This window comes from Janthinobacterium kumbetense, assembly GCF_023703445.1.
In the GTDB taxonomy this organism is placed as follows: Bacteria; Pseudomonadota; Gammaproteobacteria; order Burkholderiales; family Burkholderiaceae_D; genus Janthinobacterium; species Janthinobacterium kumbetense.
Genome location: NZ_JAMQGR010000001.1, coordinates 33,857 through 50,116, shown reverse-complemented (window position 1 = coordinate 50,116; position 16,260 = coordinate 33,857). Strand labels below are relative to the sequence as shown.

Here is a 16,260-nt window from a genome sequence, read left to right as displayed (position 1 = left end):
GTTGATGGTCGGCGCCATCGGACGCATGGCCCGATGGCGCCGGCGTGGCTTTTACAGCTTTTGCTTGCCCTCATTACCCTTGATAAACGGGCTCCACGGCTGGGCGCGTATTGCTTCCTTGGTTTTCCACACAACATTGAATTGCCCATCGGCCTTGATTTCGCCGATCATCACGGGCTTGTGCAAGTGGTGATTCGTGGCATCCATGGTCAGGGTAAAGCCCGATGGCGCCTTGACGCTCTGGCCGGCCATGGCGGCGATCACCTTGTCCGTATCCGTCGATTTCGCCTTTTCCACGGCTTGCGCCCACATGTGGATGCCGACATACGTCGCCTCCATCGGGTCGTTCGTCACGACCGAACCCGCGTTCGGCAGCTTTTGCGCCACCGCATACGCCTTCCACTGCTTGATGAAAGCCGTGTTGACGGGATTCTTGACGGATTCGAAATAATTCCAGGCCGCCAGATGACCGAGCAGCGGCTTGGTATCGATGCCGCGCAACTCTTCCTCGCCCACGGAAAACGCGACGACGGGCACGTCCGTGGCTTTCAAGCCCGCATTGCCCAGTTCCTTGTAGAACGGCACGTTGGAATCGCCGTTGATGGTGGAAATGACGGCCGTCTTGCCGCCCGTGGAAAACTTCTTGATGTTGGCGACGATGGTTTGATAGTCGGCGTGGCCGAATGGCGTGTAGACCTCGCTGATATCGCTGTCCTTGACACCTTTGCTTTTCAGGAAGGCGCGCAGGATCTTGTTGGTGGTGCGCGGATACACGTAATCCGTGCCCAGTAGCACGAAGCGCTTGGCCCCGCCGCCATCCTTGCTCATCAGGTATTCCACGGCGGGTATCGCCTGCTGGTTCGGCGCGGCCCCCGTATAAAACACATTCTTTTCCAGCTCCTCGCCCTCGTATTGCACCGGGTAAAACAGCAGGCTGTTGAGTTCCTTGAACACGGGCAACACCGACTTGCGCGACACGGACGTCCAGCAACCGAACACGACAGCCACCTTATCCTGCGCCACCAGCTGGCGCGCTTTTTCCGCGAACAAGGGCCAGTTCGATGCGGGATCGACGACGACGGCTTCCAGCTTCTTGCCCAGCACGCCGCCCTTGGCATTGATTTCGGCAATCGTCATCAGCGCCACATCCTTGAGCGACGTTTCGGAAATGGCCATGGTGCCCGACAGGGAGTGCAAAATGCCCACCTTGATCGTATCGGCGGCCAAGGCTGCCTGCATATAAGTGGAGGTGGCCAGGGCCAGTGCGCCGGCGGCGGCCGCTTTCAGGATGATGCGTCGTGACATGGGGACTCCTGTGATGGGTTCGTGGGGGTCGAGCTGGGCCTGCGATGTTGTTAAAGCAGAATGCATGCCAGCGCCAGCAGGTGTCCGCCATGGTGCACGGGGCCGGCGCCGCACGAAAAAAAACCTGGCTGCACAAGGACTGTGCAGCCAGGTTTCAAATTGCCGTAAAACGGTGCGCCGAAGCAGTTAATCCATACGCATCAATTCTTGCGTGGCACGCCTTTCAAACGGCGCCAGCCCTTGCGGCCCAGCGGGAACAGCAGCACGAAAGCGATCAGCCACGGCAGGATATAGGCCATGGCCGTGATGGCGTTGGCCACGCCTTCCGACAGGTTTTCCGTGAAATTGCCCAGCGCGCGCTTGACGGGGCGCCAGAACGATTGCTTGCCTTCGGCGCTGATGGCCACGTTCAGCAAGTCCGTATCGATGCGTTGCATCAACAGCGCGTTGGCGGCCGTCGCCTGCTCCAGCTCCACTTGCACGGTGGCCAGCTCCTTGGTCACCTTGATGAGGGCATCGACGTTGGTGCCCGAGCGCTTTTCCAGGTCTTGCAGCTGCGCCTGGTATTGCTTGAGCATTTCCAGGCGTTTCTTGCTGTCGAGCACCGGACGGCCCAGGTCTTCCACCTTGGTGCCCTGGCTGGTGACGTCGCCTTCGGCCGCGACCAGCGCGACGAGCTTCCTGATGCCGGCCGGCTTGGCGCGCATGCTGATGCGCGCATGCACGTAGCGGCCGCTGTCGACGCTGGAATCGAGCAGCAGGCAGCCGTTTTCCGTATCGGCCTTGCAGGCAGCGACCACTTTTTCATACAGGGGACGCACTTGCGCTTCGTGCGTATCGACGCTGACATTATGTTCATAGGCAAGAAACTCGCTGCCCTTTTCCTTGCCATCGAGACGCGCGGCGCTCGATTGCCCGCCGCTCTCGCCCTTGCTGCCGCAACCGGCCAGCAGCATCAGGCCAATCAGACCCATATGGATTTTTTTCATGGTTTCTTTCTATGAATTACTTGTTCAACGGAAGCATCTCGACATCGGGCAGATGCGCCGCCACTTCCTGCACCGTCGCATGGCCCGTCAGGGAGGCGATCACCTGCGGCAACGGCGCCGGCCAGATTTCCGGCAAATCGCGTTCCTCGGGCGCCAGCACGGGAAAGGCCAGCTGTTCCCGTGGCGGCACAAACGCCGCGTCGACGCCGGGCTTGTTGCCGCGCGCATCGATGCGGTACCAGCCAAACTCCTGCAGATACACGGCATTCAAGCCATGCAGGCAGAACGGCGGCCCCACCTCGCCCACGGCCAGGCGCTGGTAGCACAGGCCCGCAGGAATACCGTTGGCGCGCAGCAGCGCGGCCAGCAGATGGCTCTTCGCATAGCAGTAGCCCGTGCCATGCTGCAAGACGTCGGACGCGCGGCAGGTGACGGGATTGCGCTGGTAGTCCCAGCTGTGGGCGACCTCGTCGCGCACGAAGGCAAAGCAGCGGGCCGCGATCGCGGCGTCGCCCACCGCGCCCTCCGCCAGCGCGGCCGCCCTGGCGCGCACGGCCGGATGGTCGCTGTCGATGTAAGTGCTGCTGGCTAAATACAGGGAAAAGTCGATAGACATGGCATCGAGGTCATGCAAAAAGATAATGCGCGATTCTAGTCGAAGCGGCACGAAATCAAACGTTTCCTTGCGCAGGAACAAAGAAAATCCACGCTTCGGCCTGCCTGCCAGGGGGGCGGCGACTTTGGCGGCGGCCCGGTAGCTGGTATCATGCGGGCAAACGCAGCCGGCCCTGTTGGCCCCGCACATGGCACTACCTTGCGAAGCGGCCCCCGCCGCCGACGCCTCCCTACAGATCAGAGAAACGAGTTCCCTATGAGCACTTCATCGTCCCACCCATCGTTCTGGCGCCGAGTCCCGCTGGCTTTCGGCGCCTTCTTCAGCACCCTGTCGGACGCCGCCTATGCGGCCCGCGTGGAAAAGCTGTCCTTGCCCGAAGCCGCCCCGGTGGCGCCAGTGGCCCCGGCTCCGGCGCCCGCCCCCGTGCCGACGCCGGCCGCCGCGCCCGTCATTTTGAAGGAAGCGACGCCCGATGCGGCCCTGCAATTGCTGGCCCTGCTGCAACGCGAAGCGCGATTGATCGACTTTACCCAGGAAAACCTGGGCAGCCATGCCGATGCCGACATCGGCGCGGCCGCCCGCGTCGTGCATGAAGGCTGCGCCAAGGTCATGCGCGAATACTTCACCATCGAGGCCGTGCGCCAGGAAGCCGAAGGCAGCCGCATCGTGCTGCAGGAAGGTTTTGATTCCGCGCAAGTGCGCCTGACGGGCAACGTGGTCGGCTCCGCGCCGTTCACGGGCACCCTCAGCCACCGCGGCTGGCGCGCGTCCAGCGTGCGCCTGCCGAAACTGAGCGAGCAGCACGACGCCGCCATCCTGGCACCGGCCGAGGTGGAACTGTGAACGACACGATCAACCCTACCCCGCGCTACGCCATCGGCATCGACCTGGGCACAACCCACAGCGCCCTGTCGTATGTGAACCTGGTCGAGAGCGACGGCGAGCAATCGAGCCACGACGTGCTGAAAGTGCCGCAGCTGTCGGCGCCGGGCACCGTCGAAGAATTGTCGCTGCTGCCGTCGTTCGTCTACCTGCCGCATGCCGATGAAGTGGCGGCGGGCGACCTGGCCCTGCCCTGGGTGACCGAGGAAGCGGAAGCGCCGTTCGTCGTCGGCGAAATGGCCCGCAGCCGCGGCGCCACCACGCCGATCCGCCTCGTCTCCAGCGCGAAAAGCTGGCTGTGCCACCCGGGCGTGGACCGCCGCGCGGCGATCCTGCCGAACGATGCGCCGGCGGAAGTCGCGCGCATTTCGCCCATCACGGCCGCCACGCGCTACCTGACGCATTTGCGCCAGGCGTGGGACAACGCCCACCCGCAAGCACCGTTCGCCGAGCAGGAAATCACCGTCACCATTCCCGCCTCGTTCGATCCGGCCGCGCGCGAGCTGACGATGGAAGCGGCGCAGGCGGCCGGCTACGCTTCGCTGACCCTGCTGGAAGAGCCGCAGGCGGCCTTGTACAGCTGGATCCAGACCAGCGAAGGCCGCTGGCGCAAGGAAGTCAAGCCGGGCGACATCATTTTAGTGGTCGACGTGGGCGGCGGCACCAGCGACTTTTCGCTGATCGCCGTGCTGGAACGCGACGGCGTGCTGGAACCGCACCGCGTGGCCGTCGGCGAACACATCCTGCTGGGCGGCGACAATATGGACCTGGCCCTGGCCCACCTGGTGGCCCGCAAGCTGGCCGCCAACGGCACCCAGCTGGACGCCTGGCAGATGCGCGCGCTCACTTATGGCTGCCGCAGCGCCAAGGAAAGCCTGCTGGCCGACAGCGGCCTGGAAACGGCGCCCATCGTCGTGCCGAGCCGCGGCTCGAAACTGATCGGCGGCTCCATCCGTACGGAACTGACGCGCGCGGAAGTGTCCACCTTCATCCTCGACGGCTTCTTCCCGCAAGTGGAAGCATCGAGCCGTCCTGCCGTGCGCACGCGCGCCGGCCTGACGCAACTGGGCTTGCCGTATGCGCAGGACGCGGCCATCACGCGCCACCTGGCCGCCTTCCTGGGCCGGCAAGTGGCGGCGACGTCCGAACTGGAAGGCTTCGCAGGCCGCCAGTCGCAGGACGCGAGCTTCCTGCACCCGACGGCCGTGCTGTTCAACGGCGGCGTCTTCAAGTCCGACCTGCTGGTGCAGCGCATCATGGCCACCGTCAACGACTGGCTGTACATGGAAGGCGCGGAACCGGCGCGCATGCTGGCCGGGGCCGATCTGGACCTGGCCGTGGCGCGCGGCGCCGCCTACTACAGCTACGTGCGGCGCGGCCATGGCGTGCGCATCCGCGGCGGCACGGCCAGTTCCTTCTATGTCGCCATCGAATCGGCCATGCCCGCCATCCCCGGCATGGAACCGCCGATCCAGGCCCTGTGCGTGGCGCCGTTCGGCATGGAAGAAGGCAGCGAACTGGAATTGCCGGGCCAGCAATTCGGCCTGGTGGTGGGCGAACCCGTGCACTTCCGCTTCTTCGCCTCGTCCACGCGCCGCAACGACCAGATCGGCGACTTGCTCGATTTCTGGGGTCCCGACGAATTGCAGGAACTGAGCGAAATCCAGGCGACCTTGTCCGCCGAAGGCCGGTCGGCCGGCGACGTGGTGCAGGTCAAGCTGCACGCGCGCGTGACGGAAGCGGGTACCCTGGAACTGCTGGCCGTTTCCCCTGATGGCGCCGAGCGCTGGAAAGTGGAATTCGACGTGCGCGGCACGCCGCAGCCATAGGCATGCGCAGCGCTGTGGGCAAGCCGGCCTTCCTGGTCGGCATCGACCTGGGCACCACCAACACGGTGGTGGCATATGCGGCGGCTGGCGATGCGCAGGCAGGAATAAACATGTTCGCCATCGAGCAGCTGGTCGCTCCCGGCGAAGTGGGCGCACGCCCCCTGCTGCCTTCCTTGCGCTACCATCCCGCCGCCGGCGAACTGGCGGCGGGCGACTTGCAGCTGCCCTGGCCGCAGCAAGACGTGGCCGGCGTGGACCATGCCGTACTGGGCGCCCTGGCGCGCCAGCTGGGCGCCCAGGTGCCGGGCCGGTTAGTGGCCAGCGCGAAGAGCTGGCTGTCGCACGCGAACGTGGACCGCCAGGCGCCCATCCTGCCCTGGGGCGCGGATGCCGATGTCGCGAAAGTGTCGCCCGTGGCGGCCAGCGCCAGCTACCTGGCCTACGTGCGCGCCGCCTGGAACCACCGCTTTCCCGACGCTCCTTTGGCGCAGCAGGAACTGGTGCTGACCATCCCCGCCTCGTTCGACGAGGGTGCGCGCGCACTCACCCTGGAAGCGGCCCGCATGGCGGGCTTGCCCGCGCTACGCCTGGTGGAAGAACCGCAGGCGGCCTTCTATGATTTCCTGCAGCGCCGGCGCGCCACCCTGCGCGCAGACCTGGCCGACACGCGCCGCATTTTAGTCTGCGACGTGGGCGGCGGCACCACCGATTTCAGCCTGATCGACGTGGCCTTCGATGACGACGGCGAACCGCAGCTCACGCGCAGCAGCGTGGGCAACCATTTGATACTCGGCGGCGACAATATGGACCTGGCGCTGGCCCACCTGGTGGAAACGCGCCTGGCCGCCGGCCAGGAAGGCGGCATGAAGCTGTCCGCCGCGCGCCTGTCGCAACTGATGGAACGCTGCCGCGCCGCCAAGGAGCTGCTGCTGTCCGCCGACGCGCCGGAGAAAGCCACCGTCACCCTGCTGGGCGCCGGTTCGCGCCTGATCGGCGGCAGCCGTTCCGCCGACGTCACGCGCGAGGAAGTGGCGGCCATGGTGGTCGACGGCTTCTTTCCGAAGGTGGAGCTGGGCGACACGGCGAAAAAAGGCCGCGCCGGCATCGTCGAATTCGGCCTGCCATATGCGCAGGACGCGGCCATCACGCGCCACCTGGCCAGCTTTCTGCAACAGCATGCGGGCGCTCTGCCCGATACCTTGCTGCTGAATGGCGGCGTATTCCGCGCCGACGCATTGGCGCGCCGCCTGGCCGACACCCTGGCACACTGGCGCGGACAGCCGCTGACCATCCTGCACAATGACAATCCCGACGTGGCCGTGGCCCGTGGCGCCGTCGCCTACGCGCTGGCCCGGCGCGGCCAGGCGCCGCGCATCGGCGGCGGTTCGCCGCGCAGCTATTTCCTCGTGCTGGGCGAGGCGGGCAAGGACCACCGCGCCGTCTGCATCCTGCCCCGTGGCAGCGCCAGCGGCGAAGAAATCCGCCTGACGGAGCGCCTGTTCGCCTTGCGCCTGGGCCGGCCCGTGCGCTTCCACCTGGCCACGTCCCTCTTTGAGGCGGGCACGCCGCCGCAGCTGGGCGAGATCGTCGACCTGGACGACGGCGAGTATTTGCGCCTGCCGCCGCTGGCCAGCGTGCTGCACGCCAAAGACGGCGGTAACGACAAACGCGACATCACCGTGCAACTGGCCACCGTGATGACGGAAGTGGGTACGCTGGAAGTGCATTGCGTGGCCGCAGCCGATGCCTGTGCGCGCTGGCTGCTGGAATTCCAGTTGCGCGCTGGTAAGGAAGAGCAAGGCGGTGGCGAGGTTCAAGCCGTGTCGCCGCGCATGAAGGAAGCCATCGAGAAAATCGAGCGCATTTTCGGCGGCAAGGCGCAAAAGGTCGACGTCAAGGAAGTACGCCAGCTGCGCCAGCACCTGGAACGGGGGCTGGGCGGGCGCGAAAGCTGGGATACGCCGCTGTTGCGCCAGCTGTTCGACACCCTCCTGCTGCGCGCCCGCGGCCGGCGCCGCTCCGCCGAGCATGAGCGGGTCTGGCTGAACCTGGCCGGCTATTGTTTGCGGCCCGGCTATGGCGACGCGCTGGACCCGTGGCGCATCGAGCAGCTGTGGGCGATGTTCGACACGGGCGTGCAGCACCACAAGGATAGCCAGGTGTGCGCCGAATGGTGGACCCTGTGGCGCCGGGTGGCCGGCGGCTTGAACACGGAGCAGCAATTGCGCCTGCTCGACGACTTCGCCTTCAACCTGCAAGCCGATGCGGCCCAGCGCGGCAGCCGCCCCGTCACCCTCGTGAACGGCAGCGACGACGACATGCTGCGCCTGGGCGCCTCGCTGGAGCGCATCCCTGGCGCCTACAAGGCGGAAGTGGGCGCCTGGCTGCTGAAACGCCTGGAGAAAGCCGGCAAGAAGGGGGAAGCGGCGGACACGAACACCCTGTGGGCGCTGGCCAGGGTCGGGGCGCGCCAGCCCTTCCACGGCAGCGCGCACGAAGTGGTCGACAGCGCCACCGTGGCCGAATGGTTGCAGGTGCTGCTGGCGCTGGACTGGAAAAAGGTGGAACCGGCCGCTTTCGCCGCCACCCACCTGGCGCGCATGACGGGCGACCGCTCGCGCGACATCGCCGACGAACTGCGCGCCACCATCCTCGCCCGCCTGAAAGCCGTGGGCGCCCCGCCCCTGTGGCAAGCGATGGTCAGCGAAGTGACGCAGCTGGACGAAGCGAATACCAAGCGCATGCTGGGCGAGGCGCTGCCGCCGGGGTTGAAGCTGATCAATTAATCAACTGCCATCTCGCTACACCAGCGCCACCACCAGCAACACCACCGCCAGCGGCGCCTGCACCAGCACGATGCCGGGATGCGTGCGGCGCAGCTGGGCCCAGACGGACAGGCCGGCCACTTCCTCGTGCGGATGGTGGGCTTCGTCGCGCAGCGACATCGCGTGCAGGAACATGCCGGCGATCAGGGGGCCGGGATTGACCCACCAGCCCTGCTCGAGCAAGCCGCGCGAGGCGTAGATGGCCAGCGCGCCGATGGCAAACGGCGAGGCCCACACCAGCACCAGCATCAGGCGGATGCCATAGAATTCGGCCAGGGTGCCCATGCGGTGCAGGCGGCTGAAGTCGTGGTCTTCCATGCGCTTGTCGATGGCCAGCTCGGCGCGGCCATACAGGGTCCACAGGCCGCCGAACAGGCAGCCCAGCAGCACGCCGATGACGATATCGGCCACGAACACCGCATATTTGTTGACGTCGGCCGTGCCGATGCCCAGCGACGTGTGGGCGGCCGCATGCAGGTGCAGGCTGGCCTGCTCGCCTTCGGCCGTCGTATAGCGGTCGCGCACGTCATACGTGCTGCCGATGTACACGACGTTCTTGCGCAGCGCGCCCGCATCCACGCCAGCCTGGCCATCGATCAGTTTGACGCGCGTGCGCGTTGGGTTCAGGAATTGGGGCGCCACGGCGGCCGGGTGAAACGGCGCCGTGACGGCGTTCTGTTCGGCCGCCGCCTTGGCGTCGCCGTGTATCACGGGCTCGAACGCCCAGCGCGCCAATTCCTTTTCGCTGCCCGTGCGCCGGGCCAGCTGGCACACGCGGCCGGCCAGCGCCACCACTTCCTTTTGCTCGGACAGGACGGCCGGCATGGGCTGCTTCTGCTCCTGCTCGTCGGCGCCATGCGCCAGCTCGAAGGCCACGGCCGCCAGCACGGGGCTTTTCAGCTCGATGCGCGTGACGGCGCCCATGCGCTCGCGGATCCGCGGGCTGGCGAAATGGATGCCGGCCGCGCAGCGCGCGCGTATCCACGGCAGGTTCGCATTCCGGTCCGATTGTTCGGGCAGGATCAGCACCAATTGCCGGCCATCGGCGGCCAACCGGTCGAGCAGGCTGTCCAGCGGCCGCTGGCCCGCCTTGTGCTGCTCGTACACGGCCGGCGCCAGGTCCAGGTCGATGGCCAGCACCTTGCTGCCGCGCGCGGCGGCGCTGGCGATCAATTGTTCCAGGCGCGTGCGTTCCAGCGGTTCGCGCTCGTCGAAGACCTGTTCGAACGCTGGCTGGTCAATTTCGATGATGCCGGGCCGGTAGGCGGCGCCCGGGTCCTTGTCCCGGTTCAGCAGCTGCCCCTGTTCCGCGCTGGCGCGCAGCATGGCCGCATCGAGCCATTCGAGCACGTGAAAACCTTCCAGCACCAGCATCAGCGCGGCGATCAGGCTGGCGCCGATCACGTGGTGCAACAGGTGCGTGCCGGTCAGCTTGAAGGCCGCGCCCAGCTGGGCGACCGGCCACAGCAGGCGCCGCCAGAGCGGCGGACGCGGTTGGTCTGGCTGGCTGGTTTCCACTGGGCGTACTCCTTGCGTGCGGCGAATAAATTATCACCCAAGCAACAAGTGATGACGAAAGGACAGTATATTGCAGTTGTGCCCGTTTCGCCGCACGGCTGGCAAGGGTCAGCCTGGCACCCTACTTCGGCTTGGCCAGCAGCAGCTTGCCCAGCGCTTCGAAGGCCGGCGTGGTGGTCGGGTCGTTGGCCGCATTGGCCGCCGTCGGCGTCGAGGCGAAACGCACGATCACCATTTCCGCCTTCGGATCGACATAGATGCGCTGGCCGTACACGCCGCGCGCCATGTAGGCGCAATGGTCGTTATGCGTGACCCACCACATGTCGCGGTAGCTCCAGCCTTTCAGCAGGTCGTAGCCGCCCTTGGCGAACAGCTGCTTGTCGCCGCCGCGGCGGATGTCCGCGACCGCCGCCTTCGGAATGATCTGCTGGCCGTTGTAGCGGCCGTCGTTGCGCAGCATCTCGCCGAAGCGGGCCAGGTCGCGCAGGCCGGCGCTCAAGCCGCCGCCGGCAAACGGCGTGCCCGTCGAATCATCCGACATGTAGGCATCCTGCTCGGCGCCCAGCTTGCGCCAGACGTGCTCGGACAGGTACTCGTTGACGTTCTGTCCCGTGACCCGGGCGATGAGCCAGCCCAGCACGTCGGCATTGACCGTGCGGTAGCCGAACGCCTCGCCATGCCTGCCCTGGTGCTGCACCGTCTGCAGGTACTCGAAATAGCTGCGCGGCCCCGTGTAATCCTTGGGCTTGGGCAGCGGATTGCCGGCCGCCGCGTGCTGCCACACTTCCGCCTTCGGGTCGGCGTATTCTTCGCTGAATTTCAGCCCCGTGGTCATGTCGAGCACCTGGCGCACGGTGGCGTCGCCAAACGCGGACTTGGCCAGTTCCGGCACATACTCGGCCACTTTCTTGTTCGGGTCGAGCTTGCCTTCGGCCACCAGTGCCGCACCCAGGGTGCCCATCACGGATTTCGTCACCGACATGGCGCCATGCTGGCCGCTGTCCTTCAGTACGCCGAAATAACGCTCGTACACGATGCGGCCGCGGTGCAGCACCACGATGCCATCCGTGTAGTTGGCACCCAGCGACTGCTCCCATGTCATGCTGTCCTTGCTGCCCAGCGGCGTGAAGCGCAGGCTGTCGATATCCTTGCGCAGCGCGCGCTGCAGGGGCTGCGGCGCCCCCAGGCCGCGCGCCACTTCCACCGTCGGCATCAGCTGGCGGAAATGCGACACGCTCCAGCGCAGCTGCGGGAAGGTGAAATAGCTGCCATCGTCGAAGCGGATGATTTTATCGGCCGGCGGCGGCGCGCCCACCATCCATTGCAAGGTGGCCGGGTCGCTGGCGGCGGCCGACAGCGGCGCCGTCGCTTCTGCCGCATGGGCGCCGGCGGCCAGCGCCAGGCAGGCTGCGGCCAGGGCCAGGCGTTTCATGCTGGGGAAATTGTTCATGTGATGCTCTCCTTGATAGACAGAATACTTAATAGACCCATACGACGTTCGCCAGCCAGCCCGTCCACGTCCTGGCCTGGCCATTCACCAGCTGGTTGACGCCCGACTGCGCGAACGAGGCGCTGAAGCCCAGGGTCAGATAGGTATTCGGGTTCACCACGCGCACGTACTTGACGAAGACATCGTTCGCCAGCATCGGACGCAGCACGCCGGCGATCACCACGGGCGCGTCGCCCGGCACGTCGAGGCGCGTGGCCTGGCCGAACTGCAGCGGGCTGCCCATCTGGTTGGCCCGTACCTGGGCCAGGTAGGCGGTCACGGTATCTTTCGGCGTCGGGTGCAGCTCGATGGTAGCCTGCAGCGCATTCACGTTGGCATTGACGAAGACCCAGGTCGCCTTGCTGCCAGAAGCCCAGGCGCCCGGCGTGCCTTCGAAAAACAGCGGGTCGAAGCGCTCGTTGCGCGCCGTGCGCGGATCGTCGCCTGAAAAACTCTGGTGGCCAAGCGTGAACTTCGGCGTCCAGGCCACGTCAGGCAGCGAAAAGCCCCCTTCCGTGCGCCAGCCCCAGGCCCGCATCGGCTCGCGCGTATTCCATTCGCGCGCCGCGTCGACGCCGAACCAGCCTTTCGGCAGCACGGTGGGCAATACGGGAACGCGCGCATAGCCATACACGAACTGCAAGTCCTTGCGGCCTTCGGGCACGGCCAGCGGCGCGCCGATGCCGCCTGGCGCCGCCTGCGGATACGCGGCATGCGAACGGGGCACCTTGCCATATGCAATGCCGGCCTTGCGGTCGTTTGCTGGCGCGTAGCTGAAATCAACGCCGGCGACGCGCGTGCCCGAATCGTTGTCGGGGTTTTCATTCGGGTCGAGATAGAACGCCTGGGCGCTGAACGCATCCTGGCTTATTTTCGCCACCACGGAATTCTGGAAGGCCTTGCGCGGCCCCAGTTTCAGCGCGCCACGGTCAAAGCCGTTCGAGCCGCCATTGGCGATCAGCATGCCGGTGCCCAGCGTGAAATTTTGCGCGCCGGCCGACAAGTCGAGCATGGCGCGCGTGCCGCCGAGCGGCATGCGGATACCGGCGACGAATTCCTCGATCGAGATGCGGCCCGTATCGCCGGCACCGAATGGATCATGGCGCGCCGTGCCCGAGCCGACGGCGGACACGCGCGCATACAGCTGCTTGCCGTCGCCCAGATTGCGCTTGAAGCCAAGGCCCGGCTTGACATAGAACTCGTACCAATAGGGGTTGAATTCGAAGCCGGGATTACGCGCTGGCGTATTCGACAGCTTCCAGAACAAGTTGTTTTCGCCGGCCACCTGCACGCCAGCTTCCACGGAGCGCGTCATTTGCCAGTCGGCGACTATGGCCGGTTCGACGGCGGCGCGCCGGGCCACTTCCTTTTCCAGGCTGCTCTGGCCATCGGGATCGAGCTGGCCGGCGGCGCCGCAGGAGGCGCTCACTCCCAGCAAGGCCAGCACCATCGTTCTGCGTGCCAGGAACATCGCTTGCATTGCCATAGATATCCCTTGCGCTGGCTGACTGTCAATTTGAGCGAATGTTATCAGAGATGCTCTTTTTTATTGTTGTAAAGCATCCTATTGTGCGACGCGGCTGTAGTGAGACGAACGTCTCACGGCAGTCCCATGCTGCAATGCGGCATGCATATGCCTGCGCTTCGTGCTAAAAACGGGCATACCATAAAAAATACCGAGACACCGGAGGGCGCCATGCCCTACGTCCGCCAGACCAGCCATATCGACCGCGTGCGCGACCTGATCGCCGGCCGCATCGTCAATCCAGGGGCCGATACGGCCAGGCTGGCGTCGTCGTACCGGCGCTCGCTGGACGACTACCGGCTCGACCCCGCCTCCACCACGGGGCCGCGCATCCTGACGGGCGCCGAGCTGCGCGCCATCCAGCAATCCGAAGAAAATTTTCTGCGCTCCACGGGCCAGTGCCTGCCGCGCCTGCACGCCATGGTGCGCGAAGCGGGCTACTGCGTCATCCTCGCCAATGCGCGCGGCGTGACCATCGACTACGCGGTCGATGCGGACCAGCGCAAGGATTTCAAGAAGGCGGGCCTGTATCCCGGTTCGTGCTGGTCGGAAGAGGAGGAAGGCACGTGCGGCATCGCTTCCGTGCTGCTCGACCACGAAGCCATCACCGTGCACAAGACCGACCATTTTCGCGCCGCGTTCACGGGCCTGACCTGCAGCGCCGCGCCGATCTTTTCGCCGCACGGCGACTTGATCGGCGTGCTCGATGCCTCGGCGCTGACTTCTCCCGACGCGCGCGACAGCCAGCGCCTGGTCAGGCAACTGGTGCGGCAAGGCGCGACCCTGATCGAGGATGGCTTTTTCCTGAAGTCCTACGGCCATTGCTGCATCCTGCTGGCGCACCGCAACCGCCACTTCGTGGAAGTGCAGCCGGAGATGCTGCTCGCCATCGACGAGCATGGCGACATCGTCGCCGCCAACCGCTGCGCGCGCGACGTCATCGGGGGCCTGGACACCCTGCCGCGTCCCGTCGGCGACGTGCTGGAAGTGCGCGCCGAGCGGCTGTTCGATGCGCGCATGGGACACAATCTGCTGTCCTTGCGCCTGGCCGGCGGCAGCACCTGGCTGCACGCCCGCGTGCGCGCACCGCTGCGCCAGGCCGGCGTGCGCGCCACGCGCGAGGCGCCTGTCGCGCCGGACGCACTGGCATACACCGCGCCGGAACAGGCCGAACGCACGCGCATCGCCCACGCCATGAATGCCGCCAAATGGCGCCCGCTGCAAGCGGCGGCCATGCTGGGCATCTCGCGCGCCACCCTGTACCGGCGCCTCAAGCAGTTGCACATCGTGCCGCCGCACCGCCAGTAGCCATCCGAAAAGCTGAGATTTCCGTCTCAAATTCAGCCATGCTGCGCTGCGCAATGCAGCGCCGGAACGCCAGTGTTACAACATCGTCAGCGGCAACACAGCCGCATCCCATCATAAAGTCAGCAGACTTGGAGGAGACCCGATGCAAACCGATAGCAACCCGCACGACCTGGCCGTGGCCGGCATCCTGGAGCAGCTCGAAGGCGCGCTGCGCGCCGGCGACAGCACGGGCGCCGCGCAATTGTTCGAACAGGACGGCTACTGGCGCGACCTGGTGCTGTTTACCTGGAATTTGAAAACCCTGGAAGGCCGCGAGCAGATCGCCGCCATGCTGGCCGCCCAGCTGGGCGCCGTGCAGCCGCTATCCATCCGCATCGCCGACGGCGAACATGCCAGCGAGGCCGGCGGCGTGCTGCAAAGCTGGATCACGGTGGAAACGAAGGCGGCGCGCGGCGTGGGTTTCATCCGCATCCGCGATGGCAAGATCTGGACCCTGCTCACCACCATGAGCGAATTGAAGGGTTTTGAGGAAGCCAAGGGCGGCCGGCGGCCCATGGGCGCGGAACACGGCGCGCGCACCAACCGCAGCAGCTGGCTGGAGTACCGCGAGCAGGAAGCAAAGGAACTGGGCTACGCGCGCCAGCCCTATTGCGTCATCATCGGCGGCGGCCAGGGCGGCATCGCGCTCGGTGCGCGGCTGCGCCAGCTGAACGTCCCCACCATCATCATCGAGAAAAACACGCGCCCGGGCGACAGCTGGCGCAAGCGCTACAAGTCCTTGTGCCTGCACGACCCCGTCTGGTACGACCACATGCCGTACATCCCCTTCCCGGACAACTGGCCCGTCTTCACGCCCAAGGACAAGGTGGGCGACTGGCTGGAAATGTACACCAAGGTGATGGAACTCAATTACTGGGGCTCGACTTCCTGCGAATCGGCCAGCTTCGACGAAGCGTCCGGCGAGTGGACGGTGCAAGTGCTGCGCGACGGCCAGCCCGTCACCCTGAAGCCGCAGCAGCTGGTGCTGGCCACGGGCATGTCGGGCAAGGCGAACATGCCGAAGTTCAAGGGCATGGACGTGTTCCAGGGCGAGCAGCAGCACTCGTCGCAGCATCCGGGGCCGGACGCGTATGCGGGCAAGAAGGTGGTCGTCATCGGCGCGAACAATTCCGCGCACGATATCTGCGCCGCCCTGTGGGAAGCGGGCGTGGACGTGACCATGGTGCAGCGCTCGTCGACGCACATCGTCAAGTCCGATTCCCTGATGGACCTGGCCCTGGGCGACCTGTATTCGGAACGGGCGCTGGCCGCCGGCATGACGACGGCCAAGGCCGACCTCACGTTCGCCTCGATTCCGTACAAGATACTGGCCGACTTCCAGAAGCCCGTCTTTAAGGCCATCCGCGAGCGCGACGCGGACTTTTATGCGCGCCTGGAAGAACGGGGCTTCATGCTCGATTTCGGCGACGACGATTCCGGCCTGTTCATGAAATACCTGCGCCGCGGCTCCGGCTACTACATCGACGTGGGCGCCTCGGAGCTGGTCGCCGAGGGCAAGATCAAGCTGAAAAGCGGCGTCGGCGTGCAGGAATTGAAAGCCCATTCCATCGTGCTGTCCGACGGCACGGAACTGCCGGCCGACCTGGTGGTGTACGCCACCGGCTACGGCTCCATGAATGGCTGGGCGGCCGACCTGATCTCGCCGGAAGTGGCCAACAAGGTTGGCAAGGTGTGGGGACTCGGGTCAGACACGACGAAAGACCCGGGCCCGTGGGAGGGCGAACAGCGCAATATGTGGAAGCCCACGCAACAACAGGCGCTGTGGTTCCACGGCGGCAACCTGCACCAGTCGCGCCACTATTCCCAGTACCTGTCGCTGCAGCTGAAGGCGCGCATGGAAGGCTTGACCACCCCCGTGTATGGTCAGCAGGAGGTACATCACCTGGCGTGATGGCAGGGGCAAGCAGATAAAAA

The 16,260-nt window shown here is 65.9% G+C and carries 11 protein-coding genes; 5 read left to right on the top strand and 6 right to left on the bottom strand.

Annotation, left to right across the window (positions count from 1 at the left end):
- Window positions 1–51: 51 nt before the first annotated feature.
- The 3 genes from urtA to NCG91_RS00220 form a co-directional block, all read right to left on the bottom strand.
- Complete coding sequence (urtA, locus tag NCG91_RS00230; protein ID WP_251348096.1) at window positions 52–1,305, bottom strand: urea ABC transporter substrate-binding protein; 1,254 nt, start codon at window positions 1,303–1,305, stop codon at window positions 52–54.
- A 200-nt stretch (window positions 1,306–1,505) separates the two neighbouring features.
- Window positions 1,506–2,294, bottom strand: coding sequence for a DUF4349 domain-containing protein (locus tag NCG91_RS00225; protein ID WP_251348095.1), 789 nt, complete (start codon window positions 2,292–2,294; stop codon window positions 1,506–1,508).
- A 16-nt stretch (window positions 2,295–2,310) separates the two neighbouring features.
- Window positions 2,311–2,910, bottom strand: coding sequence for a transglutaminase-like domain-containing protein (locus NCG91_RS00220; protein ID WP_251348094.1), 600 nt, complete (start codon window positions 2,908–2,910; stop codon window positions 2,311–2,313).
- A gap of 255 nt (window positions 2,911–3,165) precedes the next feature.
- Here NCG91_RS00220 and NCG91_RS00215 point away from each other — a divergent pair, with 255 nt between their 5' ends.
- The 3 genes from NCG91_RS00215 to NCG91_RS00205 are packed head-to-tail and all read left to right on the top strand — an operon-like array spanning window position 3,166 to window position 8,407.
- The gene (locus NCG91_RS00215; protein WP_099667297.1) at window positions 3,166–3,753 is read left to right on the top strand and encodes a DUF2760 domain-containing protein; all 588 of its coding nucleotides are present in this window, start codon (window positions 3,166–3,168) and stop codon (window positions 3,751–3,753) included.
- A complete protein-coding gene (locus NCG91_RS00210) occupies window positions 3,750–5,621 on the top strand; it encodes an Hsp70 family protein (protein WP_251348093.1) in 1,872 nt (623 codons plus the stop codon). The genes NCG91_RS00215 and NCG91_RS00210 overlap by 4 nt, the downstream gene beginning before the upstream one ends.
- 2 nt (window positions 5,622–5,623) lie before the next feature.
- On the top strand, window positions 5,624–8,407 hold the full coding sequence (locus NCG91_RS00205; RefSeq protein ID WP_251348092.1) for an Hsp70 family protein: 2,784 nt from the start codon (window positions 5,624–5,626) through the stop codon (window positions 8,405–8,407).
- Between the two features lie 15 nt (window positions 8,408–8,422).
- On the opposite strand, the gene NCG91_RS00200 is transcribed toward NCG91_RS00205, so the two are convergent.
- From NCG91_RS00200 to NCG91_RS00190, 3 genes are all read right to left on the bottom strand, one after another.
- Window positions 8,423–9,964 (bottom strand): CHASE2 domain-containing protein, encoded by a 1,542-nt coding sequence (locus tag NCG91_RS00200; protein ID WP_251348091.1) that lies wholly within the window; start codon window positions 9,962–9,964, stop codon window positions 8,423–8,425.
- A 121-nt stretch (window positions 9,965–10,085) separates the two neighbouring features.
- Complete coding sequence (locus NCG91_RS00195) at window positions 10,086–11,414, bottom strand: serine hydrolase domain-containing protein (protein WP_435526456.1); 1,329 nt, start codon at window positions 11,412–11,414, stop codon at window positions 10,086–10,088.
- A 28-nt stretch (window positions 11,415–11,442) separates the two neighbouring features.
- Window positions 11,443–12,939 (bottom strand): alginate export family protein, encoded by a 1,497-nt coding sequence (locus NCG91_RS00190; RefSeq protein ID WP_251348090.1) that lies wholly within the window; start codon window positions 12,937–12,939, stop codon window positions 11,443–11,445.
- Between the two features lie 210 nt (window positions 12,940–13,149).
- Here NCG91_RS00190 and NCG91_RS00185 point away from each other — a divergent pair, with 210 nt between their 5' ends.
- Window positions 13,150–14,286, top strand: a complete 1,137-nt coding sequence (locus NCG91_RS00185; protein ID WP_251348089.1) for a sigma-54-dependent Fis family transcriptional regulator — start codon at window positions 13,150–13,152, stop codon at window positions 14,284–14,286.
- 142 nt (window positions 14,287–14,428) lie between these two features.
- Window positions 14,429–16,237: an NAD(P)/FAD-dependent oxidoreductase gene (locus NCG91_RS00180; protein WP_251348088.1), complete on the top strand. Its 1,809-nt coding sequence runs from the start codon at window positions 14,429–14,431 to the stop codon at window positions 16,235–16,237.
- Window positions 16,238–16,260: the final 23 nt, after the last annotated feature.